The following is a 24229-nucleotide window of genomic DNA, read 5'->3' as shown; positions in this document are numbered from 1 at the left end:
CCGTGCCAGTGTTGCAGCGGGAGTCCCTGCGAGTGCCCGGGCGGTTGAAGGCCGTTGGGCGGTCGTGTCAGCATGAACTCCATGATCGAACTCCGCGATGCTCGAGATGCCGATGCCGGCCAGATGGCCGAGGTGCAGAACGCGATCTACCGCGCCGGCCTGCGTACCGCACCGGTGACCGAAGCGCTGATCTTCGAGCGCTACCTCGCGCCTGAGCACACGGTGGCGTGCACGGTAGTCGAGCAGCACGGCCGCGTCGTGGGGTTTCAATCGCTGAAGCGCGCGTGGCCGGGCAACCCCTACGAGGTGGCTGAGGGGTGGGGGATCATCGGCACCCACATCAGCCCAGACGCTGGGAGAAGCGGACTCGGGCGGCGCCTGTTCGCCGTGTCGCTGAGCGCCGCGCGAGAAGCCGGGCTCACTGCAATCGACGCCAGCATCGGCGCGAGCAACGCGGCCGGATTGGCGTACTACCGCGCTCTGGGTTTCGTGCCCTACCGCGAACGCGGCGACACCCTGCCGCATCGCTTCGACGTGTGATGCGGTGGCCAGGTCGGGATCACAGCTCCAAGGTCATGAACACGCTGTGGGGGTCGGGGCTGTACGACCCGAACGGCTCGCACCGTACGAACCCAGCGGACGCATAGAGCCTCCGGGCCGGCGCGAAGAACTCCATGCTGCCCGTTTCGAGCGACAGCTGTTCGACCCCGCGACTGCGAGCATCAGCGATCAGGTGCGCGAGCATCGCCGAGGCGATGCCTTCGCCGCGCACTGCGGGATCGGTGCGCATGCTCTTGAGCTCTTCGTGATCCGCTGAAATCGCACTGAGCGCTCCGGTTGCGACGAGTGCCCCGGCACGGTGGCCGACCCACAGCTGCACGCCCGGGGCGCCGAGAGCCGAGAGGTCGAGCGCATGCCGGCTCTCAGGCGGCGCCGTCGGCGCCAGGTCCGCGAGGTGCGCGTTCAGAAACGCGTGCAGCTGTGGGGCAGTCAAGTCCGCGCGGAAGATCTGGAGAGCCATCGGGCTATCTTCCCCGACGCGGATGTCGCGGGTGTAACGCGCCTGCCCGCGGAGTGCCGCCGCGCGCAGGCCGATCCGCCCCCCTTACTTCTTCTTCGGCGTGCGGTTCTCCGCGCTGACCATCCACGAGAGCTGCTCGAGGCGCTCGAGCACGGCGTGCAAGATGTCGGCGCTCGTCGGATCCTCCTCGTCGACCTCGTCGTGCACGTCGCGGCAGGTGCCGATTGTGGCCTCGAGTCGCTCTGTCATGAGATCGATGACCTCTTTCGTGGCGATCTCGCCCTGCGGAAACTCGGGGAGGCTCGTGGTCTCGGCGACGCTGTCGCTGCGGCCGTCGGGCAGGGCATGCAGGGCGCGCATGCGCTCGGCGACGGTGTCTGCGAACTCGCGCGCCGCATCGATGATCTCATCGAGCTGCAGGTGGGTGTCGCGGAAGTTCTGGCCGACAACGTTCCAGTGCGCCTGCTTGCCTTGCAGTGAGAGCTCGATCAGGTCGACGAGCACCTTCTGCAGATTGTCGCTGAGCTGCTGCGACGCCTGGAAACCGCTCTCGGCGTTCTGCTCGTCAGTCAGGCCGGCGCCGGAGCCTCCACGAGCTGCGCGGCGCTGATTACGGGGTGCGGTGCTGGTTGCCATAACAATGTCCTCTCATCGGTGAACACCTTCGACGCTACGGGTGCGCGGCCGGTTTGGCAGCGGGGTTGACACGGTTCGAGCGGCGCGGGAGAGTGCCGTGCCATGACGGTCGCTTGGACGCGGGTCTGCTCACGCAATCCCCTTGTCGGTGTTGCGTCTCGGCCTCAGGATAAGGAGTGTGGGGGCGCTGAGCTGCCCGCGCAATCAGAGAAGGGACTGGCATGGAGGATCGCCCACCGCAAAGCGTTGCCGAAGCACTTGAGCATGCGCAGCGCATCGCACCCGAGTTCCCGTCGCCGGGCCTGGGGTCGACGCGACGGCTGTGGGATCACCTCGCGGCGCTCGCCGCAGCCGACCTGGCGGTTGCGCGAGCGATCGAGCCGCACCTCGACGCGTGTGCGATCTTCGAACAGGCAAGCCTGCCGCGACCCGAGGGGGTGTGGGGCGTGTTTGCTTCTGAGGGCGGCGCGCACCCCGTTCGCGCAACACAGGCTGATGATAGATGGACGATCTCTGGCGAGAAACAATGGTGCTCGCTCGCGGCTGAGCTCGACGGTGCGCTGGTCACCGCCGCCACTGACGCGGGCCCGGGCCTTTTCGCGATCGACCTGCGCGGTTCGGGGGTGCATGTGCGTGAGGGCGCGTGGGCGGCGCGCGGGCTCGTCGAGATTCCCAGCGGGCCGGTCGCATTCGACAACGTGCGGGCGACGCCCGTGGGTGGGCCCAGCTGGTATCTCGAACGCGATGGGTTCTGGTGGGGCGGTATCGGCGTTGCGGCCTGCTGGTTCGGCGGAGCGATCGGCCTGATACGTGCGTTGCAGCGTGCCGCGGCCGCGAAGCCCGATCCGTATCGCACGGCGCATCTCGGTGCCCTCGACACTCTGCTGCATGCGTGCCGATTGGCGCTGCACGACGCTGCCGACGCGATCGACGATCGCCGTGAGGTGAACGGCCCGCTGCTGGCGCATCGTGTGCGCTCCCTCGTCGCTCGCACCTGCGAGGAAGCAATTTGGCGTGTCGGGCATGCACTCGGGCCGGCCCCGCTGGCGATGGATCGGGATCATGCCAAGCGCGTGAGCGACCTGCAGTTGTACATCCGTCAGCACCATGCCGAGCGTGATGACGCTGCGCAGGGCACGCTGCTGCTGCAATCGGAGACCCTGCAGTGGTGACCTTCGACGCGGCAGAACCGGGCACGTCGCGAGAAATCTGGGAGCAGGACGCGCGATTCGCCGCACTCCCGGAGTTCGACCCGACGCAGTACCCAGCGGTGCTCGTGTTCGCCGCGCACCCCGATGATGAGACGCTTGGAGCCGGTGGGCTGATTGCCCGGTGCGCCGACGCGGGGATTCCGGTGCACGTGATCTGCGTCACCGACGGCGCGGCCTCGCATGCAGACGTGCACGACCTCGCTGCGATTAGACAGCGGGAGCTGCAGGAGGCGCTGCGGATCCTGCACCCCGACATCGTGCTGAGCTGGCTCGCCTTCTCCGACGGTCGCGCTGAAGCGCAGGCTGCCGAGGTATCACTGGCGATCGCTGAAATCTTGGACGCGGCACCCTCCGGGGCGCTCCTGGTGGCACCCTGGCGTGGCGACGCGCACCCCGATCATCGGGTAACGGGACAGCTCGCCGTGCGGCACTCGGGTGGGCGCACCGTGCTCGAATACCCGATCTGGATGTGGCACTGGGCATCGCCCCATCACGATGCAACCCCCTGGCAAAACCTCGTCCAGGTTGAGATCGACGCCGGCATCAAACAGCGGGCAATCGAGGCCTTCGCCTCGCAGGTCCGCGTGCCGACAACCGCGCAGGGAGAGCCACTGCTGCGAGCCGACTTCCTCGAGCACTTCCGCCGGCCGGTCGAATCCTTCGTTGCATCGACCGAAGCGTTCGGTGTCGACTACTTCGAATCGTTGTACGCGAACTCCGCCGATCCGTGGAGTTTTCGCACCCGCTGGTACGAGTCGCGCAAGCGCGCCATCACCCTGGCGTCGCTGACTCGCGAGCGCTTCGCGAACGCGTTGGAGATCGGATGCTCGGTGGGGCACCTGACTGAGATGCTCGCCGAGCGCTGCGATGCCGTGCTCGCGGTTGATATCGCGAAACGCGCGATCGCCGAGGCGAGCACGTCTGCGCTAGCACACGTGCGCTTCGAGGTGCGTGATGCGCTCGCAGATTTTCCCGAGGGCCCATTCGACCTGATCGTGCTGTCAGAGGTCGGCTACTACTGGGGCGAGCCCGAGCTGCGTGAGATCCGCGCGCAAATTCGGGATCATCTCACCACCGACGGGCTCCTGGTCGCGTGTCACTGGCGGCACCCGGTGGCGGGTCATCGACTCAGCGGTGACCGTGTGAACGCGATCTTGCGCGAAGAGCGCTGGCACCGATTGGTCACGCACACCGAGGAAGACTTCGTGCTCGAGGTCTTCGGCTGCGACGACCGATCGGTCGCGGCGCGCGAGGGGCTGACATGATCACGCACATCGCTGTGGTGGTTCCGGCGAAGAACGAGGAGGACCGCATCGAGGCGTGCCTGTCAGCCGTGCGTGTTGCGGCATCGCGATGCCCGGTTTCCGTGTCGATCACGCTCGTTGCCGACACCTGCACAGACCGCACGGTCGAGCGAGCTCTGACGTTTCGCGGGGTGCGCGTCATCGAGGTCAGCGTCTCGAACGTGGGAATCGGCCGAGCCACCGGAGTGCGGAACGCGCTGGGGCGCTGTGGCACGGACGTTCGCGGGGTGTGGATCGCCAATACGGACGCCGACTCGGTCGTGCCGGCGGACTGGCTCGTGCAGCAGCTCTCGCTCGCCAACGCAGGGGCGGATCTGGTTCTGGGGGATGTGGTGCCGCACACCGATGAGTACCCGCGCACGCTGCAAGAGGAGTGGGCGTACGCGCACCCACCGGGACGCGTGCGCACCGAGATCTACGGCGCGAACCTCGGCCTGCGCGCCGCGGCCTATCTGCGCGTCGGAGGGTTCGCCCCGCTCTCCGAGCACGAGGACGTCGATCTGGTGCGGCGGCTCGAACACTCGCGCGGAGTGCGGGTGCGGTACTCCGAAGCGGCCCCGGTGCAGACGTCGGCACGACTCGAGGGGCGAACACAGGGCGGCTTCGCGGGGTACCTCCGCGCGGAGCGAGCGGCGATGTCGGTGGGGGCCGGGGCGGTTCTTACTTCGTGAGATCGAGGGCGTCGACGACCGTCGCCACCTGCGCAGCCGCGAAGTCGCCGTCGACGGCCGGTCGAGAGATGCTGAGTGCGGCCTCGGGCAGCGTGCCGCCGATCACTCAGTAGGAAGAGGTAGTTCTCGTGACCCACAACGACTAGTGAACTACCCAAGATTACACTTACGCTACGGCCCCTCAAAGTGCCCTCGCTCGCTTCTGACCGAAAATGACGGTTTGGAGTCGTCTTTCACTTCTTACTGGACCTTCGGTCAGCGTCAGCGCGAGCACTGCGGCAAATGCGACCGGTACATGCGGAGAAAACTGCCAGCCGCTCATTGACCCTCGACACCCGGCGGGAATGTGACTGGAATCGGTCCAATTCATTCCGCAGGTGCGCTGGCGTTTGAGGTCCGAGTGCCCCCCCTTTGCGCAGCTGCCCCGCTCGTCACGACCAGGACGATGCCGATGAACTGCCACACTGAGGGCGTCTGGTGCAGCACCACTAAGCCGATGAGCACACCGAACGCGGGTTCGAGTGCGAGCAGGGTGCCGAAAGCCGTATGTGTCATTCGCTTCAGGGCGAGCATCTCAAGTCCGAACGGGATTACCGGAGCCAGAATTGCGAGCGCAAATGCGAGCGGCAGCGCCCACCAGTTGAAGCCCGAAATGACTCCCGGTGCGCCGAAGATCGCGGCGACGATGGCGGCAATGGGAATCGTGATTGACAATCCACTGAGCCCTGGAAATCTGTCACCGATCTGTTGCGTCAGAACGACATACGCACCCCATCCCACACCTGCGATCGCGGCGAAGGCTACCCCAGCGATGTCGATCGCACCATTCCACGGCTCGGTCAGCAGCACCACCCCAACAAGTGCGAGTACTGGCCAAACGAGGGTGCGTTTGTCAGCACTCCGCAGGGCGGCGACGCTAAGCGGGCCGAGAAATTCGATGGCGACCGCGGTGCCGAGAGGGATTCGTTCAATAGCCGAGAGGAAAGCCAGCATCATTGTCGCTGTTGCGACGCCTAGGCCCAGAAGAGGGAGCAAATCTGAACGACTGATCTGCGAGAGGCGCGGCCTCACCAGCACCCAAAACACAATTGCGCCCATGAGGAGGCGAAGCCACCCCGCGCCTGCGGCGCCGACAGCGTCAATGAGTCCGACGGAGAGTGCGTTGCAGAGCTGAATCATCATCATTGCGGTGACGGCGAGCACCCACGGCGGCACTGAAACTCTGCGTTGAGTGTTCATTGCTCGGCTTTATACGAGCGATTGGAACCGGTGCCCGGTTCGAAAACCGCTAGAGAGAACTGCGCCGGGGTTCCGCTGGTGTTCTCGTAAGAGTGCTCAACATCTCCGAAGAAGGCGAGCGAGTCCCCGCGCTCCAGGTAGTACTCATCACCACTGACTGTAACAAGCATCCGCCCTGCGAGAACCTGCAGAAGCTCACGCGTTGCAGGTGAGTGCGCCTCGCTCTTGTGGATCTCCGACGGGTAAAGCGTCCATTCCCAGAGTTCGAAGGCATCGGGAGAGGCGTTACCAGCGACGAGCACCCCGGTGCCACCATGGGCGCCCTCCCAAAGCACCGCGCCCTCGCCGTCACGGGTCACTTTGACGCCTGAGGGCGAGGGGGGCTCCACGAGTGCGGGAAGGCCAATACCTAGCGCTTCGCTCAGTCTTAATAGCGTGCCAATACTCGGGTTTACCGCACCCTGCTCGACATTGACGAGCATTCGTCTGCTGAGACCGGCTGCGGTGGCCAGGGTATCTAGAGTCCAGCCTCGGCCGGTCCGCTCGTTGCGGACTCGCGTGCCGATCAGCGAAGTGAGCGATTCCGTGTTGCTTGTCATGGGAGCATAATACTGCACTTGGGGGTCCGAAACTGGATGAGGTGAGGCGAATGAATCTAATGAACTCCTCTTGGCCGAGACTCACTGAGCTCGCAGGCCGGTGTGATCTTGTCTGGTGGGAAGTTATGCACTATCGTGCACATTTGTATCCCTCAGTCCCATAAGGGTGGAAGGCGGTCGCATGACCGGGGCAGGCACTCGCACCTCCGCTTCGCCGTTGCCAAGCGAGGTGCTGCACACCTTGCGTCTCATTGCACAAGAAGGTTCGTTCGAGCGGGCCGCTACAATGCTCGGGGTCACGCCATCTGCGGTGAGTCAAAGAATGAAGTCGCTGGAAGAACATTTAGGGCGCGCCGTCCTCCACCGCACCAGACCTGTCCGTGCGACTGCAGCGGGCCTGACGCTGCTGCGCTTCGTCGAGCAGTCGCAGAGCTTGGAGAACGACGCGCTTACCGAGCTAGGTATCGGTGCACGCTCGGGGCCGCATCCGACGCTCGGAATCGCACTCGAGTCCGATTTGCGCGTGAGCTGGCTTGCGGCGCTGCACCGAGCCGAACGGCCAACGGATATAGATCTGAGGATCCTCGACGGGGACCGAACTGACGATGTGCTGGTTGCGGACGCGCTGCTGTCTCGAGTGTCGCAGCCGCCATCCGGTTGGGTATCAGAAGCACTGGGGGCACTTCGTTATGGTGCGTTCTGCAAACCGGAGTTGGCGCGGCCCGATGGCATCAACCTCGATGCGGAGACTTCAGTGCGACTCGCGAATCGGGTTGCGGCGCACGCTCACTATGCAGAGCAGACCGGCATTGTTCTGGGGAGGGCCCCGCAGATTGTCGTCCAGAGCGCGGAGCTCCTCCTCGAAGCTTTGCTGCTCGGCATGGGGTGGGCGCTGGTGCCAGTCTCGGTGGCGCAGCCGCATGTGGAGCGTGGTGAGCTCGCGCTTGCCTCGCACATGGAGGGCCCTGCCGAGGTGATCCACTGGCAGCACCCGCGTGCGAATCACACCCGTATCGAGTGGGCAACCCGTGCGGTTCGAGCAGAGGCTCGGCGGCTACTTGAGCCAATTTTGGAATAGTAATGCGCTAAATCGTGCACTATGATGCATTACGTGGGTAGGAAATCAGGCGCGATAACAGAGATTATCGCCTTGCGCGTGCGTACCCGCCGCGTCGAGCTTGGTTTGACGCTTGAGCAACTCGCAGACCTCGCTGGAGTCTCCCGCCGCACGCTCATCAATATTGAACAGGGGACAACCAACTGCAGCGTTGTCGTCCTCTCGCGACTGGGGATGGCGCTCAACACTCCGATGAGCGAGCTATTCAGCGATTGGGGAGCCTCCTCGGCAGAGATCGTGAATCAGGGGGAAGCTGCGGTGCGCTGGACGGGCCCCAACGGCGGAATCTGTGAACGGCTCGCAAGCGTCGGGCGACATCCACACGTCGACCTCATGAGGTGGACACTCCAGCGCGACGAGGCGTGCCGGCTTCGCGATTTCTCGACCGACGCTTCCGGCTTGGTGCAATTACTGGAAGGAAGCATCGCACTCGAAGTGGGCGCGACCCGTTCGACTCTGCACGCCGGCGACAGTGCGAGCCTCCCCCTCATCTCAGAGTTGACGATTACGAATCTCGGAGATCAGACCGCGGTGCTCATGCTAGTGCTGAGCGGCCGTTCCAAGCAGATCTTCTCATTGATGGACGACAGAAAGGACTCGTGAACCACGATGGAATTGAACCAGTATCTGGACCGGGCTGCAGTCTCGGAGGAGGTGTTCGCGCTGCGCCCGGACTACCGGGTCGGGCTGCTCGCCGTTTCGGGCATTGAGCCCGGCGCGAGTGACGAACGCAGCGATGCGTTGCTCAAGGCGGCCGAGCAACAGGCGAGGCAACTGACTGCTGCCACTTCCGTGGAAGAGCTCGCTCACATTGCTTCGTGGCGGGAAGCATACCGATCGTTTGGTGCGAAGCCGCAACGTACGCGCAATAGCTTGGAAGCGCTGACTCGGCGTGCAGTCGACGGGCTGCCGCGGGTGAACCGACTGACGGATATCTACAACGCGATCTCGGTTGCTCATCAGATGCCGCTTGGGGGAGAGGATCTTGACCGTTACGACGGCGCCCCGAGACTCATCCGCGCGACTGGATCCGAAGCGTTCGACACTGCTGCGGGCGGCGAGGACGTGACTGAATTTCCTCCCGCCGGCGAGGTCGTGTGGTGTGACGCTAGCGGAGTGACCTGCCGGCGATGGAACTGGCGACAGGGGCGGCGAACTCAGCTCACCGACGGCACGACGTCTGCGCTCTTCATTCTCGACGCGCTGGACCCGGTGGATGTTGCCGGGCTGTCGAGCGTGATCGCCGCGCTGCAGGAAGAACTCTCGCGGTTGGGCACCGACGTTCACTTCGCGCATCGCATCATTACTCAAGACTCGATCTAGGGAGCACCCATGACCACGCAACCGAACAAGCACGATGCCACGACTGTCACCGACGCCACGTGGTCGGTGCACGGCGGGAATTCAATTGACGAGGGCAGCGGCGCAGTGCGCACGCCGCTCGTGATGGCGAACTCGTACCGTCTGCCTTACGATCCTGCCTCAATGGATTGGTCCGACGTCGAGGGCCTGACCTACACGCGAAATGGTGGCTTCAACGAGTTCGCACTCGAGCGCAAGCTTGCGGCGCTTGAGGGTGCACCGGCAGCGGCGGCCTTCGCCTCCGGTGTAGCTGCACTGCACGCCACCTTCTTCACGCTGCTGAAGTCGGGGGATCATGTCGTCGTGTCGAACGTAACGTACGAGGCGGTCTGGAAGCTCTTTTCCGAGCTGCTCCCTGAGCGCTACGGAATCGAGGCTACGTTTGTAAACGTAGGTGACCTGGACGCAATCCGTGCGGCAGTACGACCGAATACCAGGCTCATTCACGTCGAGACGATTGCGAATCCGACCACTCGAGTGGCCGACATCCGTGGCATTGCCGATATCGCGCACGAGACTGGCGCCCTCCTCACCGTGGATGCGACGTTCACCCCGCCGCCGTTCTACCGTGCGACGGCTGATGGTGCAGATTTGGTCATCCACTCACTCACCAAGTTCATCAACGGACACGGTGACGCGATGGGTGGCATCATCATCGGAAGCACCGAGAAGATTACGCAGATCAAGCATGCGGCCATGGTCGATGTTGGCGGCATCATTTCACCGTTCAATGCGTGGATGATCATGCGCGGTTCCGTGACGCTTCCGCTCCGCTTGAAGCAGCATTTGAGTTCCGCGCAAAAGGTCGCAGAGTTTCTCGCGAGCGATCCGCGGATCGCATATGTCGAGTTCCCGGGGCTCCCGTCCCATGATCAGCACGAGCTCGCGGTGCGGCAGTTCGGCGGTACCGGCTTCGGTGCCGTCATGGCGTTTGCAGTCGATGGCGACCCGGACACCCAGAATCGGTTTGTGAGCAATCTGGGCGTCATTACTTCTGCAGTTTCGCTCGGGCATGATGAATCACTCATTGTGCACGTCGGGCCTGAAGCTCGTGGAGGCAGCGAGTCCTACCCGGCGGGCTTCCTGAAATACGGCCACTTGCGTCTTTCCGTCGGCCTCGAAGACCCTGACGACCTCATCGCTGACATCAGGGGCGCGCTCGATCGCACGCAGATCACCCCGCTCGGCTAGTCGCACTGGTCTGCGGGTGCGCCTTTCGCCGGCACTCGGTGGCGGGCGCACCCGCGCTTCGTGAAAGGAATCCACTATGGCATGGGTGGTACTTATTGCTTCGGGCATGCTCGAAGCCGTTTGGGCAGGCGCACTCTCTGCGTCGAACGGTCTGAAGCGATGGCGACCCGCACTGCTGTTCGTAGCTTCGCTTGCGTTGAGTATGATCGGCCTGGCATGGGCAATGCGTACGCTGCCGGCAGGGACGTCTTACGCGGTGTGGGTGGGTATTGGTGCGACGCTCACACTCATCTGGGGATTCATCAAGAAAGAGGAGCCGTTCACCGTCGGCAGAGCGTTGCTGCTCGTGCTCCTGATCGGTTCTGTGATCGCTCTGAAAGCGGTGAGCTGATCATGGCGTGGGTGATCCTCCTGACCAGTGCGGTGTTCGAGGCTGTATGGGCGACGGCGCTGGGACTCTCTCACGGCCTTACCGAACCGATTCCGACAATTATCTTCGTGCTGGGCGCCATTGTGAGCATGAGTGGCCTCGGATGGGCGTTGAAATCGATTCCCATCGGCACGGCATACGCGGTATGGGTAGGAGTCGGGGCGGCGCTGACGGTTAACTACGCGATGCTCTCGGGCATGGAAGAATTCACACTTCCAAAGGTGATCTGCATCGCCGGAATCATCGCGGCCGTGATCGGTCTGAAGCTCCTCCCTGCGAAGTCCGCGAAGCCCGCGAAAGTGAGACCGGCCGGCTAGCCGGCGGGAACTCCAGAATTCATCGGCATGGATATCCAGTGGTTGCGCGTGCTCGTCAATCTCGACGAGCTGGGGACGCTGAGGGCTGTGGCTCAGGCGATGGGATACAGCACCTCCGCAGTCTCGCAGCATTTGGCGCGGCTGCAGATCGAATTGGGGCAAGAGCTCGTCGCGCCGGTCGGACGCAAACTCATACTGACGCCTGCGGGTCACGCTTTCCTCCCGCACGCCCGCGGTATCATCGGTGAACTCGAGGCGGGTCGCGGAAAGATCAGCGACTCGGGGCCGGTGGAGGGTTCTCTGCGCGTTGCCGGGTATGCGACGAGCATCGTGCGACATATCGCACCAGCTGTCGCCCGTCTGTACGTGCGTCACCCGCACTTGCGCGTGCAAATGACGGAGCTGGAGCCCAGCAGTATTCACGAGATGATCCGACAAGACGCAATCGACGTCGGCGTGATCTACACGCACAGTTTGATCTCTGCGAGAGCCGCAGAACGTCCATTTGCCACGTCCCCCTTGTTGCTCGCAGTCCCCGGAGATGATTCGAGAAGTGCCGCCGAGATCATTGCCGATTCGCGGACCTGCTGGATCGGGGATTCTCGAGCATCTGACGACGACGACATAATTCGGCACATTACGGCGGAATTCGGAGTGAGTCCCCTGATCCTGCATCACATCGATAGTCTCCCGCTGGTGGCCCAGTTGGTTGCGGACGGGCACGGAGTCGGCCTGACAGCCGCCGACGCGGAGCGGCATCCAGAGGTGCGATACATCGACCTTGACGGCCGCGCCGGGGTGCGCAACAGCTTCACCGTCACCCGACCGGGACGTGAGAAGTGGGGCGGCATCGCCGCGCTCATCGAAGAACTTGGGGTGAGTCGATGAACGCGGCGATGCCGCACCGGTGACCTGCGCACCGCGGAAGGCCTACAGCACCTTCGAGAGGAATGCTTTGGTGCGCTCCCGCTGCGGATTGGAGAGCACTTCGGCGGGGTCGCCTTCTTCGACGACGACGCCGCCGTCCATGAAGACAAGCTTGTCGGCGACTTCGCGTGCAAAGCCCATCTCGTGCGTCACGACGATCATCGTCATGCCGCTCTCGGCGAGCCCCTTCATGACATCGAGCACTTCACCGACGAGCTCGGGGTCGAGCGCCGAGGTGGGCTCGTCGAAGAGCATCAGCTTCGGCTCCATGGCGAGTGCCCGGGCGATGGCGACGCGCTGCTGCTGACCACCCGACAGGTGTGCCGGGTAGTAGTCGTGGCGCTCGGCGAGCCCGACGCGTGCGAGCAATTCCATCGCGCGCGACTTCAGCTTCGCCCGGTCGCCCTTCTTCAACAGGGTCGGCGCGATCATCACGTTCTCGAGCGCGGTCATGTGCGGAAACAGGTTGAAGCGTTGAAACACCATGCCGATGTCGCGTCGCTGTGCCGCAGCCTCGCGCGGATGCATCTCGTAGAGCTTGTCGCCCTTCTGCTTGTACCCGACGAGTTCGCCATCGACCGACAGGCGGCCCGAGTTGACGGTTTCGAGGTGGTTGATGCAGCGCAGGAACGTGGACTTGCCCGAGCCCGACGGCCCGACGAGGCAGAGCACTTCACCGCGCTGCACCTCGAGCGAGATCGACTTGAGCACGAGGTTCGAGCCGTAGGACTTGGACACGCCCTGGGCGAGCACCATGGGCGTTTCGGTCGCGTGGACGCTCATGCGCCTCCCCCTCCGGGTCGCTCGTGCGGGGGCACGATGTTCTCGCCGCCGCCCGCGCTGGGGTAGGTCGGGTGGGTGTCGTCCGTGAGGCCGATGACGCGCACCGACTGGGTTTCGACGGTCGGCTTCATCACGTCGGGGCGCTGCGAGACGCCCTTCGCGAACTTCTTCTCGAGGAAGTACTGCCCGACCATCAGGATCGACGTGACCGTCAGGTACCAGATCGACGCGCAGATCAGCATCGGCACAGGCTGGTAGGTGACCGCCGAGATATCGCGCGCACGACCGTACAGGTCGAGCGTGAACGGCACCGCGGTCACGAGCGAGGTCGTCTTGAGCATCGAGATGACCTCGTTGCCGGTCGGCGGGATGATGACGCGCATGGCCTGCGGCAGAATGACGCGGCTCATGGTGTGCCACCAGCCGAGGCCGAGCGCAGTCGCCGCCTCGTCTTGGCCCTTGTCGACCGAGAGCAGACCGGCGCGCACGATCTCGGCCATGTAGGCGGCTTCGTTCAGTGCCAGGCCGATCACGGCGAGCGTGAAGTAGCTCAGCAGGTCTTTGGTATTCAGCGTCGCAACGGCATCGGTGAACGGAATACCCAGGCTGATCGATTTGTAGATCGTGGGGATCAGGCCCCAGAAGACGAGCTGCACGTACACCGGGGTGCCGCGGAAGAGCCAGAGGTAGACCCAGGCGACGGCCTTGACAACCGGGTTCGGCGACTGCCGCATCACGGCGACGGTGACGCCGAGGGCCACCGCGATGATCATCGAGTAGACCGTCAGTTGCAGGGTGTACCAGGCACCCTCGACGATGCGCACATCGAAGAGGTATTTGCCGACTTCGCCCCAGTTGTAGACCGGGCGGTTGACGGCGGTGTCGTAGATGAAGAGCCCGGCGAGCACGATGATCACGACGGCGAAGACCGTGCGCCAGGGGTGCCGGAGTCGGATAGCCTCAATGGCCTCCGACTCGGGGTGCGGGGCGCTCGGTGGACGGGCGGTATGAGTGACGAGAGACATCATGCTGCCGGCGGGTTGATCACAGCTTCATCTACGGCGCCGACGCTGATGCCGGCGGAATCCAAGATCCTGCCGTACGTGCCGTCTGCAATGAGGGATTGAACCGCCGCCTGCACGGCCTCCGCCATGCCGCTATCCTTCCGCACGGGGAAACCATAGGGCGAAGTCGTCGCAACATCACCGACGAGATCAAGTTTGCCGTCGAGCTGTTTGACCGCGTCGCCGGTGACTGCGAGATCGGCCGTGAACGCATCAGCTCGACCGTCAATCACAGCATTCGTGGCCTCGGGCTGTCCGGGAAAGGCAAGAATCTCGATAGCGGGCTTGCCCGCATCCGTGCAGGCTTTGGACTTGGCGGGGAGCTCCTCGGTGTACTGGATCGTGCCTTGATTGACAGCGACGGTTAATCCGCACGCGTTCTCCGGGTCGACGTCCTCACCCGCGGCGGCGGCCCACTGGGTGCCGGCCTTCAGATAGGTGACGAAATCCACCGATTTCTGACGTTCCGGCGTGCTGGAGAACGAAGCGACTCCCACGTCGACCGTGCTTTCTTGGATGCGAGGCAGAATGCTGTCGAAGCCGAGAATCTCCCACTCAGGCGTTTTCCCGAGTTTCGCTGCGACGGCGTCGGCAAGGTCCACTTCCCACCCTGTGGGGTTGCCGTCGGAGTCCTTGTACGCATTGGGCGGGTAAGCCGCATCGGTGCCCAGGACGATGCTGTCGGCATCGCGCACTGCCTCGGGGAGCAAAGCAACTGCCTTCTGGTCAGGGCTGATGGAGGATGTGTCCGTGCTGTTCGATGCAGGCCCCTCGGTATTGGTGCAGCCGGTGAGGGCGAGGCCCAGCACCAGGAGGGGTAGGGGGGCGATGTACTTGATCCTCATTGATCACTCCAGAATGATGAAGCTGCCCCTTTCTCGGGGCAGCGAGTGTAGAGCACCGTCCCGAAATAGGAAACGCGGTGCACCATTATGATGAAGCGAGCATAAGAGATACGTCTATCGCAGAATCGTGCACTATCGGTCCGCGGATTCGGGATAGATTCGTTGCCACTAGCTAGGTGCGGGAGCGAGAACAGAGACGGTGCGAATCGCCATCATCTCCAACGTTGGTTCAACGGGAAAATCAATCACCTCGCGCACGGAGAGCTGCGTGGAAAGGAAAGACTTGATCTCAGCGATGCGATCTTCGTCTTCGACCAGGAGTCTAAGAAGAATGCTGTGGTCCGCCGCGAGAACGTCAAAATGGAGCAGTTCTGGGATAAAGCGTAGGCTCCGCACCACATCAGCACCGGAATGCCCCGCTTCCGTGTGCAGGCGGAGCAAATGAATGATCGGCCGGGAGCCTGGGTCAGGAAAACCGGGAATGAACGTGTATCCAAGCACATATCCATCCTGCTCCAGCCGATGTAGGCGTTCGTGGCACTCTTCGACCGACAGGTCCAGGGTGTGAGCAAAGGCTGAGACGTCTGGACGGGCGTTGGTGCTGAGTGCGTCGAGTATGCGGCGGTCTGCTTCATTGAGCGATCGTGGTTTTGCATTATTTTGCATTTTTTGCCTCCAGGCTAACCCTAAATTTGAACACGAATAAGATCAACTAAAAGTAATTTGACTCATGCTTTAGTCTGTGTGTATGGAATTGCATCACCTCCACGTATTGCGTGCGATCGCAGATTCAGGAAGCGTCTCTGGTGCTGCCCGGCTGATTCATGTGACTCCGTCTGCGGTTTCACAGGCGGTCAGTTCGCTGCAGAAGGAGTTCGCGGCGCAGCTCACGGTTAAGCGCGGACGAACTGTCGTGCTCTCTGAGGCAGGCACGCGGCTTGCATCGGCGGCAATAGAAGTTGAGATTGCCATGGAGCAGGCCAGAAACGCGGTCGATGACTACCTTGAGAGTCCTGCGGAGCCGGTATCGGTCTCAGCCTTTCACAGTGCAGCGGCAGTGTTTTTCCCGCCATTGGCTTCGATGTCCCTGGCCGACGGCGGGAGGGTGACCTGCCGCGACGAGGATGTTGATCAAGATTCCTTCCCCCTCCTTACGATGAGCAATGACATTGTCATTGCGCATCGCATGAGCAATTCAGCGCCCTGGCCCACCAGCCGGCTCCAGGTGGTGCCGCTGCTGCAAGAACCGCTCGACGTGGCAGTTCGCGCCTTCGACCCGCTGGCTCAGCAAATGGAAGTCGCGCCAACCGATGTGATTCATCGAGAGTGGATCTCTTCCAGGGAGGGGTTTCCGCCTGATGACATGCTCAAGGTGGTCGCGGCGATGGCGGGCCGGCCCCCGGTGATTCGCCACAGGGTCAACGATGTGGCGTCAGCTGCCGCGGTTGTCCGTGAGAGCCCGCTGCTTGCGCTGATGCCGAGGTTCATGTCCCAGCATTACGCCGGCACGGGAATCGTGCTCCGGCCGGTACAGGGTCTGCATGCTGTGCGGCATGTCGACGCCCTGATCCGACCCGAGCAGTTGGCGCGCAAGCGAGTGCGCGACACACTGGATGTTCTCACGACAGTTGCGAGTGAGTTCGGTGCCGCTCGTGGCGCTGAAGAAGGAGTGGGGGATGATGAAGTCGCTCGATGAAATTGACGTGAAGCTCATGCGGGAGCTTCGTGCAAATGCGCGGGTGCCGCTATCGGCGTTGAGCGGTCGCGTGCACTTATCGCGCAACGCGGTGAAACAACGCATCGAGCGGCTCGAACGAGACGGTCGTATCCTCGGTTACACCATCATCGAGGACACGACGCCGCCGAACTCCGCAGTGGTGGCGTACCTCCAGGTGCAGCGAGTGGATCGGCTGCGCGGAAGCGATGTGATCGATTTCTTAGAGCACATTCCAGAGATCATTCTGTGCGATGTGCTGACGGGCGAATTCGACATTCTCGTGCGCGTCGAAGCCGCACGTGCGGAGCGCGTGCAAGAGATCTGGCAGGAGATCGCACGCCACCCAGGAGTGAAAGACACAACGACCTCCATCGCGCTGGCTACGAAAATTCGACGTTTCCCCGAGTAGGCCGGGAGGGCGGGGCCAGCGCGAGCGCCGCCGACCCCGCAAACCTCACCGCGTGATGCAGATGACCTTCGGCTGCGTCATCTCTTCATATGCGAACTTCACGCCCTCGCGCCCCATGCTTCCGTATTTCGATCCGCCGAACGGCATCGCATCGAAACGGTAATCGGAAGAATCGTTAATCATGACGCCACCAGCGTCGATCGCTGCGGCCACTCGGAGCGCGCGGTCCAAATCACGCGTGAAGATGCCGGCGTGCAGCGAATACTCGACGGCATTCGCGCGCCGCACCACATCGTCTTCGTCAGAGAACCGCTCGAGCGTCACGATCGGCGCGAACACCTCTTCACCCCATACCTCGCACGTTTCGGGTACTTCGGCGAGCACCGTGGGTTCGAGCACATTTCCGTGCAGTTGCCCGCCGGCGAGCAGCGTACCGCCCTGCTCGATTGCTGCCGTCACTTTTCGCGCGGCTTCGGAAGCGGCTCGCGAGCTGATCATCGGACCGACATCGGTCGCATCGCTTGCAGGGTCACCGACGACAAGCTCCCTGGTTGAAGTGACGAACTGCTCCGTGAATGCTTCGTACAGGCTGTCGTGGATCATGATGCGCTGCGCGCCGATGCAATTCTGCCCCGCTGCCCAGAATGAGCCCGAGACGCATGCCTCGACGGCGATCTTCAAATCGGCGTCTTCGAACACGATGATCGGGGCATTGCCGCCCAGTTCCATTGATAGCCGTTTGAGCCCTGCATTCGCCGCGATAGCTTCACCGGTCACGAATCCTCCGGTGAACGACACCATGCGGATCCGTCGCACGCCGATGATGGCGCTTGCGAGGCGGCGGTCTCCGTGAACGACGGTCACGACGCCCTTAGGCAATCCAGCCTCGATGAGCAGCGCGACCAGCGCACGTGCGACGAACGGGGTGAGCTGCGACGGCTTGAGGATCACGGAGTTTCCACCCGCGATCGCCGGACCGATTTTATGCGCAACCAGGTTCAGTGCATCGTTGTACGGCGTAATGGCTGCGATGATTCCCAATGGTTCCCGTTCGTACCATCCCTGGCGGTTCTCAGAACCTGCGTAAGCGGCGAACGGAATCAGCTCGCCGGCATTCTGGGAAGCCTCGATAGCCGAGAGTCGAAGGGTATTGACGGCACGAGAAATCTCTTTCGCCGCCTGCTGTCGGGTCTTGCCGGCTTCACGAACGATCAGGTCGCGCATGTCTGCAGCGCGGTCCTCGAGCAAGGCGGCGGCGCGATTGAGAATTGCGGTCCGTTCGAAACGCGGTATCGCGGCGCTGACAACCGCGCCGTGGTCTGCGCGATTGAGTATGGCGTCGAGATCCGCAGCGGTGTTCTGATCGAGTGTGCCGACGATAGAGTCGTCGTACGGATTGGTGACGACCAGTGCATCGGCGCCGCTGGTGGGCAGCGTTTGCGTAAGACTCGTCCAGGTCACTTGGTGGCTCCTGCACCGTGGTGAATTGCGGTGATATCGGAGAGCAGTGCGTAGGCGGTCTCTGTGAGCCCAGCGCCGGGTCCGGATACCGTGACATCTCCGAGGAATTCAGTGTGGAACGACACGGCGTTCGTAGCTCCCGAGATGCCCGCGAGCGGATGTGCGGCGTCAAGATCCTCCGGTGCGACCGAAGCAGAGACTGAGCCGGCTGCATCGATCGAAGCGCGCCCTATGAGCTTCCAAACTTTGCCTGCTGCTGCAGCTGAGGTGACGTGGTCGCCAGTGATGACGTCAATACCGGTGGTCTCGACGTCTGCAACAGAGATGTTCGTGCCGAAGAGCTCGTTCGCGAGAATCGATACCTTCAGGCGCACATCTGAACCGCCGATGTCAGCAGTCGGATCGGCCTCCGCATATCCAAGACTTTGAGCTTCCGCAATCGCATCTTCGAGGGACAGACCCTGACCCATGCGACCGAGAACGTAATTGCTCGTACCATTGAGGATCCCGGCGAAGCCGTCAATCGTGTTCCCGGCGAGTTGTTCATGCGCGAATCGAACGACCGGGGTGCCACTCATGACGGTGCCCTCGTACTCGAAATGCGCGCCGTTGGCGCGGCCGAGTTCGAGCAACTCAGCACGGTGCAGAGCGATCGGGCCCTTATTCGTCGTCGTGACGTGTTTGCCTGCTTCGAGCGCCCACCGTACGTGAGTGGATGCGGGCTCTCCGTCAATCGGATTGGTGAAAGTGGCTTCGACAATGATGTCGGCACCGGCATCCTGGATCGCGGCGCGGTTGTCCATGTCAGCGCTTCCACCCATGAGCGTGCCGAAGTTTCCTCCGCGCGGAACGTCGAGGGCGGCGTCGATGTCAACGCCATCGGCGGCAATCACGCTGCCCAGTGCAAGGTCCGTGATGGCAACGATCTTCAGCGTATAGCCGAGCGTCGACGCGAAGTGATCATTGCGGTCTCGCACGAGTTTTGCGAGAGCGCGGTTCACGCCTCCGAAGCCGATGAGGGCGAGTGAGTACTGGGTCATTTCTCCTCCTAGAGAACTGCTGCCAAAAACGATGCCTTCAGTCTTGAGGAGAGTGGCGTCACTCAGTCCATGTCAAAGTGACGCGTCAACATGCCGAATGTGCGGAGTTCCGGAAAGGTCAGAGCCATTGTGGCGGTACGTTCGTACCGGCATTACGCGAAGGCCTCGTCGTGCCAGCGGGTTTTAGACGAACCGCTGCCCGCAAGTCGTTGTTGAGCGTGACGGGTATCTTGTCAGCATCAATGCGGGAGTCGCCCGAGAATTGAATGTGCAGCCGTCTTCTTGGCATGAACATGTTATTGATCGAACGGCGATCGTCAATCTCCTTCTCGCAGAAGTGCCGGCTGACGTTGCTGCCTTAGTCTCTGCGAAGGAGATTGGGAGACGACATATCGTACGTGGATGGTCTCGCAGCGACGCACGTTTCGCTCATCACCGCAGAGTCGCTCGGTGAGTATTTCACCGCACTCGATGGATATGGGTCGGTGGGGGAAAGACTTAGCCGCGACGGCTGGCCCCTGGCTGCACTCAGTGCCAGCGAGGCATGCCCGCGCGACGATGTACATTAACGTAAGCGATGATGCCTTTCGAGTGGGTCTTGATGCAACGATCAGTGTTTTTCGTTCGCAGCTTGCGGCATCTCAGCCACCGGATCGATGTAGGTGCGCGCTGCACGTGTGCCGAGGCGTGTGACGATTTCGTCACCGAAAGTGCCGCACGCCAGCCCCCACGCGTTTGCATCGAGCGAATCTCCATCGGGCGTCGACCCGATGAGTGTTGCGAGAGCACCGACTGGGAGTTGCACGTCGCCGAGATCAAGCACGAGTTGATCCATATTGACGGATCCTGCAATGGGAAAGTCCAGCCCGTTGACGCGAACGCTATGGCCGGCTGATTGCTTCGGGACTCCGTCGGTGAATCCTGCAGGGACAAGAGCGACAAAACTTGGTTTCGCCAGCACATACTTCGCCCCATACCCGATCGCGGATCCGGCGGGGAGCCGTTTCACCTGCACCACGGGTGCGCGAACCGTCATGACTGCCTGCAGGTTCCAGTCGTCCGCCGTGCGCCCTTCCTCGGGCGAAACTCCAAACAACGAGAGGCCCAGACGTACCAGATTCCCCGGCGCCGGCGGCAAGCTCGTGTCGAGTGCACGCGTGGAGCTCGCGGCATGAATGAACTGGGGGGTCAGCCCTGCGTGTCGAGCATGAGCGACAGCGGTGGCGAAGCTTGCCTCATGGAGACGCTGATACGCATGCGTCGGCGTATCGGCATAGCTAAAGTGGGTCCAGACCCCAACCACCTCTACCTGTCGGAGATCTGAAGCGACCGACGTGCGGCGGACAAGCGCATCCCACTCTGCTGCTGTAGCGCCGCCACGTCCAAGGCCACTATCAAACTCGAGGTGGATCCGAGCGGTGACGCCGAGACGCGTGCTCGTGGCTGCCACGGCGTCGAGGTGCGGCAAGGAGCCAACCGATAGATCGACGCGCTGCGAAATCGCTGAGGAGATGCTCTCAAAGTCAGCGGGTGAATACAACCAGGCCAGCACGCGCCCTTCGCGGCCCATGATGCGTCGCACCTCGCACGCCTCACCGATCTGCGCTGTGCCGAACCAGTGCGCCCCCGCGTCTCGGAGCGCTCGTACTGAAAGTTCAATTCCGTGGCCGTAGGCGTCACCCTTCACGACACTCATGATCTGATGCGTGGTGATCTGAGAGCTGAGCTCGCGAAAGTTGGCACGGAGTGCACTTAGATTCACTTCTGCTTCGATGTTGTGCATGCGGTCCTCTGGGTTCAGCGCAGCGCGATATTGACTAGATTCCGATCATATGTTCACAAGTAGGGCCAGAATTCCATGGCGTGCGCAGATGTCTGGATGAATGGTTTCGAAATTGCGGATTAAAACCGAGAAGTATCGTGCACTCTGGCTCGTATTGTAGACACCGGCGAGAGCAACCTGTCAACAGTGATGCGCGCGAAGAAGGAGTCGATGATGACGAAGAAGGAGTCGATGATGGCGAAGAATCAGTCGCTTCCGTTGTTCACTCAGCTGCGACGGAGAAAGCCACTGGAGCAAATGGTCTCTTCCAGTGAACTCTCGGGGCGGGAGGGAGGCCTGAAGCGAACGCTTGGCGTGTGGCAACTTACGGCGATCAGCATTGGTGCGACGGTGGGAACTGGGATCTTTGTGATTCTGGGTGCTGCGGTGCCGCTTGCTGGCCCGGCGACATTTATTGCCTTTCTCCTGGCCGGGCTTGCCGCGATTCTGTCTTCGCTCTCTTATGCAGAGATGGCTGGTGCCGTTCCGGTCTCGGGGTCGAGTTATTCCTATACGTATGCCACGGTGGGGGAAGGAATGGCCTGGTTCATCGGTTGGTGCCTGGTACTTGAGTACGCGGTATCGGTCGCGACCGTCGCAGTTGGCGCTGGACAGTACGTTAATGACAGCCTCAACTCGTTCGGGCTGGCGATTCCCGATGCGATCTCCCAACCCCCGGGCGGTGGCGGCGTGTTCAACTTGCCCGCTGTCGTGATCGTTGCGGTCGCCATGCTTCTGCTGGTGCGCGGTACCAAAGAGAGCGCGTGGGTAAATGGGGCGTTGGTTGCGGTGAAGATTATGATTCTGCTCGTTTTCGTAGTGATTGCCTTCACAGCGTTCAACGCCGGCAACTTTGCTCCTCTCGCCCCGATGGGGACAGCTGGTATCGCGGCGGCGGGCTCCCGCCTTTTCTTCTCCTACATTGGCTTTGATGCGGCCAGCACGGCGGGCGATGAGGCGAAGAACCCGAGGCGTGATCTACCGCGCGCGATCATCTATTCCATGGTGATCGTGACGGCGCTTTATGTGCTCGTTGCCATTGCTGCGATTGGGGCGCGCCCGTGGACTTGGTTCACCGACGACAAACCGGCTCTGGCACAGATTCTCCGTGAGATCACGGGCAACCCGTGGATGGCACTCATCTTCTCGATCGGGGCGGTGATCTCGATTTTGAGCATCACACTCGTGGTGCTGTACGGCCAAACACGCATTTTGTACCGAATGTCGCATGATGGTCTGGTCCCGCGGGTGTTCGGAAAGGTCTCGCGCCGCACGAGCACACCCGTCGCTGGCATTCTCATCGTGGGAACTGCTGTAGCCCTCACTGCCGCATTCATTCCGCTCGGTCAGCTTGCAGATGCTACAAGCATCGGTACGCTAGTCGCGTTTGCGCTGGTCAACGTCTCTGTGATCTGGCTGCGTCGCAATCGGCCAGAGTTGCCGCGGACATACATGGTGCCGTTCTTTCCCGTTGTCCCGGTGCTGGGCATTGTTGCGTGTATCGCGCTCGCAATTGGTTTGGGCGTCTTGACCTGGGTTGCATTCGGTATTTGGACGCTGGTCGGGTTGGTTTGTTACTTCGGTTACGGCCGCCGCAACTCGATAGTCGGTCGGATGACGCCGCAAGAGTACGATGTGGCTGCAACGGCTGCGACTCCGGTTGTCGGCGAACGCCCCGCGATGATGCACGAATGACAATGTGGCAAACGACTTCACGATGGGCGACCTCGCCCACAACCTGCTGTTGCTCTCGATGACGGCAACGTGAGCCGCGGTATATTAATTCCGCCACGGTTGACGTCGCGCTCATTCGCATCTCGAGAATCGGGCGCGACGTCGATGCCATGGTGGTCGAGCGGTGTCTCAGGCATTGGCTTCGCCTGAGCGCCCCCGCCCCACCCGATGCTCCACCACGCACCACACCCCGACGAGTGCCGTCAGCACCGCGAACGCGGCGACCGGTACGGACGCGCCGAACGTGATGAGCGCTCCCGCGGTCGCGGTGCCGGCTGATCCCGCAGCGATCTTCAGAGCACCGACCCAGATGAACACCTGACCGCGCGCCTCCGCGGGAGCGAACTCGCTGCGCGCCGCGAGCGTCGCCGCGAAGAACAGTGCGTTGCCGGCGCCGGCGACCGCGAACGCGATGGCGCTCAGCGCGGCCGACTGCGGGGCGAGCACGATGCCGAGCGTGCCGGCGACGACGAGCGCGAGCACTCCCGTGAGCACGTCGGCATTGCCGCGTAGGGGGCGGATCATCAGCACCCCCGAACCCACGAGGTTGCCGATGCCGTACCCGGCGACGAGCAGTCCCGCGAGCTCGGCGCCGCCGAATCGTGGAGCGACGGCGACCGCGTAGATCGGGAGCGCAGCGACCGAGAACGCCACGACGACGGTCAGTATCAGGGTGCGGCGGAGTGCGCCGGAACGGAGGATGATCCGGAGCGTGCGACCCGGCGATGGCACCTCGCCGGCGGCGATCGGTGGCGCCTGCCGGGGAAGCAGCAGCACCGCACCCGACCCGACGATCGCGGCGACCGCGAGCACCAGGGTGGCAGCGAGCGGCGACCACGAGGTGGCGATCCACGCGACGACCGCGGGGCCGAGGGTGCCGCTGAGGCCGTAGCTCGCGACGTCCCAGCTCTGCGCGCGACGCTGCGAGGTCTGTGACGGGCCGGCGATCGATGGGAGGCGGCTGCTGATGCCGCCCGTGAGCATCGGGCCGAACAGCCCCGACACGATGAGCAGTGCCGCCGGCACGATTGGCCAGGTCGCCCCGAGGAGCAGGCCCGCGGCGCCGAGCAGCAGCCCGTGCGCGGCGGCCGAAAACGCGATGACGCGGCGCCCGTCGGGTGAGGTGTCGAGGCGACGAGAGATGAACGGGCCGAGCAGGTGCGGTGCGGTGATCGATGCCCCCATGACGCCGGCGAGCAACGGGGAGAGCCCGCTCGCCTGCGCGAGCAGCACGACGGCGACGACCGCGCCACCGTCGGCGCTGCGCACCAGTGTGGCGGCGAAGACGTAGCGAACGAGCCCACCGGGCCCCGGGGTGCGCGTCACTGC

26 protein-coding genes are annotated in these 24229 nt (G+C 62.9%); 14 read left to right on the top strand and 12 right to left on the bottom strand.

Annotated elements, in window-relative coordinates; all coding sequences use genetic code 11:
- Positions 1 to 81 precede the first annotated feature (81 nt).
- Complete coding sequence (locus tag ACZF5Y_RS15025; RefSeq protein ID WP_497533525.1) at positions 82 to 540, top strand: GNAT family N-acetyltransferase; 459 nt, start codon at positions 82 to 84, stop codon at positions 538 to 540.
- Positions 541 to 559: 19 nt separating this feature from the next.
- Here ACZF5Y_RS15025 and ACZF5Y_RS15020 read toward each other — a convergent pair whose 3' ends face one another.
- Entirely contained in the window at positions 560 to 1021 is a 462-nt protein-coding gene (locus ACZF5Y_RS15020; protein WP_497533524.1) for a GNAT family N-acetyltransferase, read from the bottom strand.
- Positions 1022 to 1105: 84 nt separating this feature from the next.
- On the bottom strand, positions 1106 to 1657 hold the full coding sequence (locus ACZF5Y_RS15015; protein WP_497533523.1) for a Dps family protein: 552 nt from the start codon (positions 1655 to 1657) through the stop codon (positions 1106 to 1108).
- A 221-nt stretch (positions 1658 to 1878) separates the two neighbouring features.
- Here ACZF5Y_RS15015 and ACZF5Y_RS15010 point away from each other — a divergent pair, with 221 nt between their 5' ends.
- Genes ACZF5Y_RS15010 through ACZF5Y_RS15000 form a run of 3 tightly spaced genes read left to right on the top strand, consistent with a single transcriptional unit; the run spans position 1879 to position 4843 of the window.
- On the top strand, positions 1879 to 2829 hold the full coding sequence (locus ACZF5Y_RS15010) for an acyl-CoA dehydrogenase family protein (RefSeq protein WP_497533522.1): 951 nt from the start codon (positions 1879 to 1881) through the stop codon (positions 2827 to 2829).
- The gene (locus ACZF5Y_RS15005; RefSeq protein ID WP_497532194.1) at positions 2823 to 4133 is read left to right on the top strand and encodes a PIG-L family deacetylase; all 1311 of its coding nucleotides are present in this window, start codon (positions 2823 to 2825) and stop codon (positions 4131 to 4133) included. Before ACZF5Y_RS15010 ends, ACZF5Y_RS15005 begins: the two co-directional genes overlap by 7 nt.
- Positions 4130 to 4843, top strand: coding sequence for a glycosyltransferase family 2 protein (locus tag ACZF5Y_RS15000; RefSeq protein ID WP_497533521.1), 714 nt, complete (start codon positions 4130 to 4132; stop codon positions 4841 to 4843). The genes ACZF5Y_RS15005 and ACZF5Y_RS15000 overlap by 4 nt, the downstream gene beginning before the upstream one ends.
- Before the next feature lie 366 nt (positions 4844 to 5209).
- On the opposite strand, the gene ACZF5Y_RS14995 is transcribed toward ACZF5Y_RS15000, so the two are convergent.
- Positions 5210 to 6082, bottom strand: a complete 873-nt coding sequence (locus ACZF5Y_RS14995; RefSeq protein ID WP_497533520.1) for an EamA family transporter — start codon at positions 6080 to 6082, stop codon at positions 5210 to 5212.
- Positions 6079 to 6681, bottom strand: a complete 603-nt coding sequence (locus ACZF5Y_RS14990; protein ID WP_497533519.1) for a helix-turn-helix domain-containing protein — start codon at positions 6679 to 6681, stop codon at positions 6079 to 6081. The genes ACZF5Y_RS14995 and ACZF5Y_RS14990 overlap by 4 nt, the downstream gene beginning before the upstream one ends.
- Before the next feature lie 181 nt (positions 6682 to 6862).
- Between ACZF5Y_RS14990 and ACZF5Y_RS14985 the strand changes: the two genes are divergently transcribed.
- From ACZF5Y_RS14985 to ACZF5Y_RS14955, 7 genes are all read left to right on the top strand, one after another.
- Positions 6863 to 7759 (top strand): LysR family transcriptional regulator, encoded by an 897-nt coding sequence (locus tag ACZF5Y_RS14985; protein ID WP_497533518.1) that lies wholly within the window; start codon positions 6863 to 6865, stop codon positions 7757 to 7759.
- 33 nt (positions 7760 to 7792) lie between these two features.
- The gene (locus ACZF5Y_RS14980; RefSeq protein WP_497533517.1) at positions 7793 to 8401 is read left to right on the top strand and encodes a helix-turn-helix domain-containing protein; all 609 of its coding nucleotides are present in this window, start codon (positions 7793 to 7795) and stop codon (positions 8399 to 8401) included.
- Positions 8402 to 8407: 6 nt separating this feature from the next.
- On the top strand, positions 8408 to 9121 hold the full coding sequence (locus tag ACZF5Y_RS14975; RefSeq protein WP_497533516.1) for a B3/B4 domain-containing protein: 714 nt from the start codon (positions 8408 to 8410) through the stop codon (positions 9119 to 9121).
- Positions 9122 to 9130: 9 nt separating this feature from the next.
- Complete coding sequence (locus tag ACZF5Y_RS14970) at positions 9131 to 10351, top strand: trans-sulfuration enzyme family protein (protein WP_497533515.1); 1221 nt, start codon at positions 9131 to 9133, stop codon at positions 10349 to 10351.
- Between the two features lie 76 nt (positions 10352 to 10427).
- Positions 10428 to 10742, top strand: a complete 315-nt coding sequence (locus ACZF5Y_RS14965) for a DMT family transporter (RefSeq protein WP_497533514.1) — start codon at positions 10428 to 10430, stop codon at positions 10740 to 10742.
- A 2-nt stretch (positions 10743 to 10744) separates the two neighbouring features.
- Entirely contained in the window at positions 10745 to 11098 is a 354-nt protein-coding gene (locus tag ACZF5Y_RS14960) for a DMT family transporter (protein ID WP_497533513.1), read from the top strand.
- Between the two features lie 27 nt (positions 11099 to 11125).
- Entirely contained in the window at positions 11126 to 11986 is an 861-nt protein-coding gene (locus ACZF5Y_RS14955) for a LysR family transcriptional regulator (protein WP_497533512.1), read from the top strand.
- 42 nt (positions 11987 to 12028) lie between these two features.
- Here ACZF5Y_RS14955 and ACZF5Y_RS14950 read toward each other — a convergent pair whose 3' ends face one another.
- From ACZF5Y_RS14950 to ACZF5Y_RS14935, 4 genes are all read right to left on the bottom strand, one after another.
- Positions 12029 to 12808, bottom strand: a complete 780-nt coding sequence (locus ACZF5Y_RS14950) for an amino acid ABC transporter ATP-binding protein (protein ID WP_497533511.1) — start codon at positions 12806 to 12808, stop codon at positions 12029 to 12031.
- Positions 12805 to 13833, bottom strand: coding sequence for an amino acid ABC transporter permease (locus ACZF5Y_RS14945; protein ID WP_497533510.1), 1029 nt, complete (start codon positions 13831 to 13833; stop codon positions 12805 to 12807). Before ACZF5Y_RS14945 ends, ACZF5Y_RS14950 begins: the two co-directional genes overlap by 4 nt.
- Entirely contained in the window at positions 13833 to 14717 is an 885-nt protein-coding gene (locus ACZF5Y_RS14940) for an ABC transporter substrate-binding protein (RefSeq protein WP_497533509.1), read from the bottom strand. The genes ACZF5Y_RS14945 and ACZF5Y_RS14940 overlap by 1 nt, the downstream gene beginning before the upstream one ends.
- Positions 14718 to 14885: 168 nt before the next feature.
- Complete coding sequence (locus ACZF5Y_RS14935) at positions 14886 to 15383, bottom strand: Lrp/AsnC family transcriptional regulator (protein ID WP_497533508.1); 498 nt, start codon at positions 15381 to 15383, stop codon at positions 14886 to 14888.
- Between the two features lie 82 nt (positions 15384 to 15465).
- Here ACZF5Y_RS14935 and ACZF5Y_RS14930 point away from each other — a divergent pair, with 82 nt between their 5' ends.
- Together ACZF5Y_RS14930 and ACZF5Y_RS14925 are read left to right on the top strand one after the other, a co-directional pair.
- Positions 15466 to 16413, top strand: a complete 948-nt coding sequence (locus ACZF5Y_RS14930; RefSeq protein WP_497533507.1) for a LysR family transcriptional regulator — start codon at positions 15466 to 15468, stop codon at positions 16411 to 16413.
- Positions 16370 to 16843: an Lrp/AsnC family transcriptional regulator gene (locus tag ACZF5Y_RS14925; RefSeq protein ID WP_497533506.1), complete on the top strand. Its 474-nt coding sequence runs from the start codon at positions 16370 to 16372 to the stop codon at positions 16841 to 16843. Before ACZF5Y_RS14930 ends, ACZF5Y_RS14925 begins: the two co-directional genes overlap by 44 nt.
- 45 nt (positions 16844 to 16888) lie before the next feature.
- Here ACZF5Y_RS14925 and ACZF5Y_RS14920 read toward each other — a convergent pair whose 3' ends face one another.
- The 3 genes from ACZF5Y_RS14920 to alr form a co-directional block, all read right to left on the bottom strand.
- A complete protein-coding gene (locus tag ACZF5Y_RS14920; protein WP_497533505.1) occupies positions 16889 to 18304 on the bottom strand; it encodes an aldehyde dehydrogenase family protein in 1416 nt (471 codons plus the stop codon).
- The gene (locus tag ACZF5Y_RS14915; RefSeq protein WP_497533504.1) at positions 18301 to 19344 is read right to left on the bottom strand and encodes a homoserine dehydrogenase; all 1044 of its coding nucleotides are present in this window, start codon (positions 19342 to 19344) and stop codon (positions 18301 to 18303) included. Before ACZF5Y_RS14915 ends, ACZF5Y_RS14920 begins: the two co-directional genes overlap by 4 nt.
- Before the next feature lie 610 nt (positions 19345 to 19954).
- On the bottom strand, positions 19955 to 21127 hold the full coding sequence (gene alr / locus ACZF5Y_RS14910) for an alanine racemase (RefSeq protein WP_497533503.1): 1173 nt from the start codon (positions 21125 to 21127) through the stop codon (positions 19955 to 19957).
- 213 nt (positions 21128 to 21340) lie between these two features.
- Here alr and ACZF5Y_RS14905 point away from each other — a divergent pair, with 213 nt between their 5' ends.
- Complete coding sequence (locus tag ACZF5Y_RS14905) at positions 21341 to 22861, top strand: amino acid permease (protein WP_497533502.1); 1521 nt, start codon at positions 21341 to 21343, stop codon at positions 22859 to 22861.
- 168 nt (positions 22862 to 23029) lie between these two features.
- On the opposite strand, the gene ACZF5Y_RS14900 is transcribed toward ACZF5Y_RS14905, so the two are convergent.
- Entirely contained in the window at positions 23030 to 24226 is a 1197-nt protein-coding gene (locus ACZF5Y_RS14900; protein ID WP_497533501.1) for an MFS transporter, read from the bottom strand.
- Positions 24227 to 24229 lie beyond the last annotated feature (3 nt).

This window comes from Leucobacter sp. WKLB1 (genome assembly GCF_059696215.1).
The sequence above is the reverse complement of the archived record's forward strand: the minus strand, read 5'-3'. Positions and strand labels throughout refer to the sequence as shown.

Excerpts from the sequence above, each read along its gene's own strand:
- ACZF5Y_RS15025 (WP_497533525.1), top strand. The coding sequence starts at position 82 with ATGATCGAACTCCGCGATGCTCGAGATGCCGATGCCGGCCAGATGGCC.
- ACZF5Y_RS15020 (WP_497533524.1), bottom strand. The coding sequence starts at position 1,021 with ATGGCTCTCCAGATCTTCCGCGCGGACTTGACTGCCCCACAGCTGCAC.
- ACZF5Y_RS15015 (WP_497533523.1), bottom strand. The coding sequence starts at position 1,657 with ATGGCAACCAGCACCGCACCCCGTAATCAGCGCCGCGCAGCTCGTGGA.
- ACZF5Y_RS15010 (WP_497533522.1), top strand. The coding sequence starts at position 1,879 with ATGGAGGATCGCCCACCGCAAAGCGTTGCCGAAGCACTTGAGCATGCG.
- ACZF5Y_RS15000 (WP_497533521.1), top strand. The coding sequence starts at position 4,130 with ATGATCACGCACATCGCTGTGGTGGTTCCGGCGAAGAACGAGGAGGAC.
- ACZF5Y_RS14995 (WP_497533520.1), bottom strand. The coding sequence starts at position 6,082 with ATGAACACTCAACGCAGAGTTTCAGTGCCGCCGTGGGTGCTCGCCGTC.
- ACZF5Y_RS14990 (WP_497533519.1), bottom strand. The coding sequence starts at position 6,681 with ATGACAAGCAACACGGAATCGCTCACTTCGCTGATCGGCACGCGAGTC.
- ACZF5Y_RS14985 (WP_497533518.1), top strand. The coding sequence starts at position 6,863 with ATGACCGGGGCAGGCACTCGCACCTCCGCTTCGCCGTTGCCAAGCGAG.
- ACZF5Y_RS14975 (WP_497533516.1), top strand. The coding sequence starts at position 8,408 with ATGGAATTGAACCAGTATCTGGACCGGGCTGCAGTCTCGGAGGAGGTG.
- ACZF5Y_RS14970 (WP_497533515.1), top strand. The coding sequence starts at position 9,131 with ATGACCACGCAACCGAACAAGCACGATGCCACGACTGTCACCGACGCC.
- ACZF5Y_RS14965 (WP_497533514.1), top strand. The coding sequence starts at position 10,428 with ATGGCATGGGTGGTACTTATTGCTTCGGGCATGCTCGAAGCCGTTTGG.
- ACZF5Y_RS14960 (WP_497533513.1), top strand. The coding sequence starts at position 10,745 with ATGGCGTGGGTGATCCTCCTGACCAGTGCGGTGTTCGAGGCTGTATGG.
- ACZF5Y_RS14955 (WP_497533512.1), top strand. The coding sequence starts at position 11,126 with ATGGATATCCAGTGGTTGCGCGTGCTCGTCAATCTCGACGAGCTGGGG.
- ACZF5Y_RS14950 (WP_497533511.1), bottom strand. The coding sequence starts at position 12,808 with ATGAGCGTCCACGCGACCGAAACGCCCATGGTGCTCGCCCAGGGCGTG.
- ACZF5Y_RS14945 (WP_497533510.1), bottom strand. The coding sequence starts at position 13,833 with ATGTCTCTCGTCACTCATACCGCCCGTCCACCGAGCGCCCCGCACCCC.
- ACZF5Y_RS14940 (WP_497533509.1), bottom strand. The coding sequence starts at position 14,717 with ATGAGGATCAAGTACATCGCCCCCCTACCCCTCCTGGTGCTGGGCCTC.
- ACZF5Y_RS14935 (WP_497533508.1), bottom strand. The coding sequence starts at position 15,383 with ATGCAAAATAATGCAAAACCACGATCGCTCAATGAAGCAGACCGCCGC.
- ACZF5Y_RS14930 (WP_497533507.1), top strand. The coding sequence starts at position 15,466 with ATGGAATTGCATCACCTCCACGTATTGCGTGCGATCGCAGATTCAGGA.
- ACZF5Y_RS14915 (WP_497533504.1), bottom strand. The coding sequence starts at position 19,344 with ATGACCCAGTACTCACTCGCCCTCATCGGCTTCGGAGGCGTGAACCGC.
- alr (WP_497533503.1), bottom strand. The coding sequence starts at position 21,127 with ATGCACAACATCGAAGCAGAAGTGAATCTAAGTGCACTCCGTGCCAAC.
- ACZF5Y_RS14905 (WP_497533502.1), top strand. The coding sequence starts at position 21,341 with ATGACGAAGAAGGAGTCGATGATGGCGAAGAATCAGTCGCTTCCGTTG.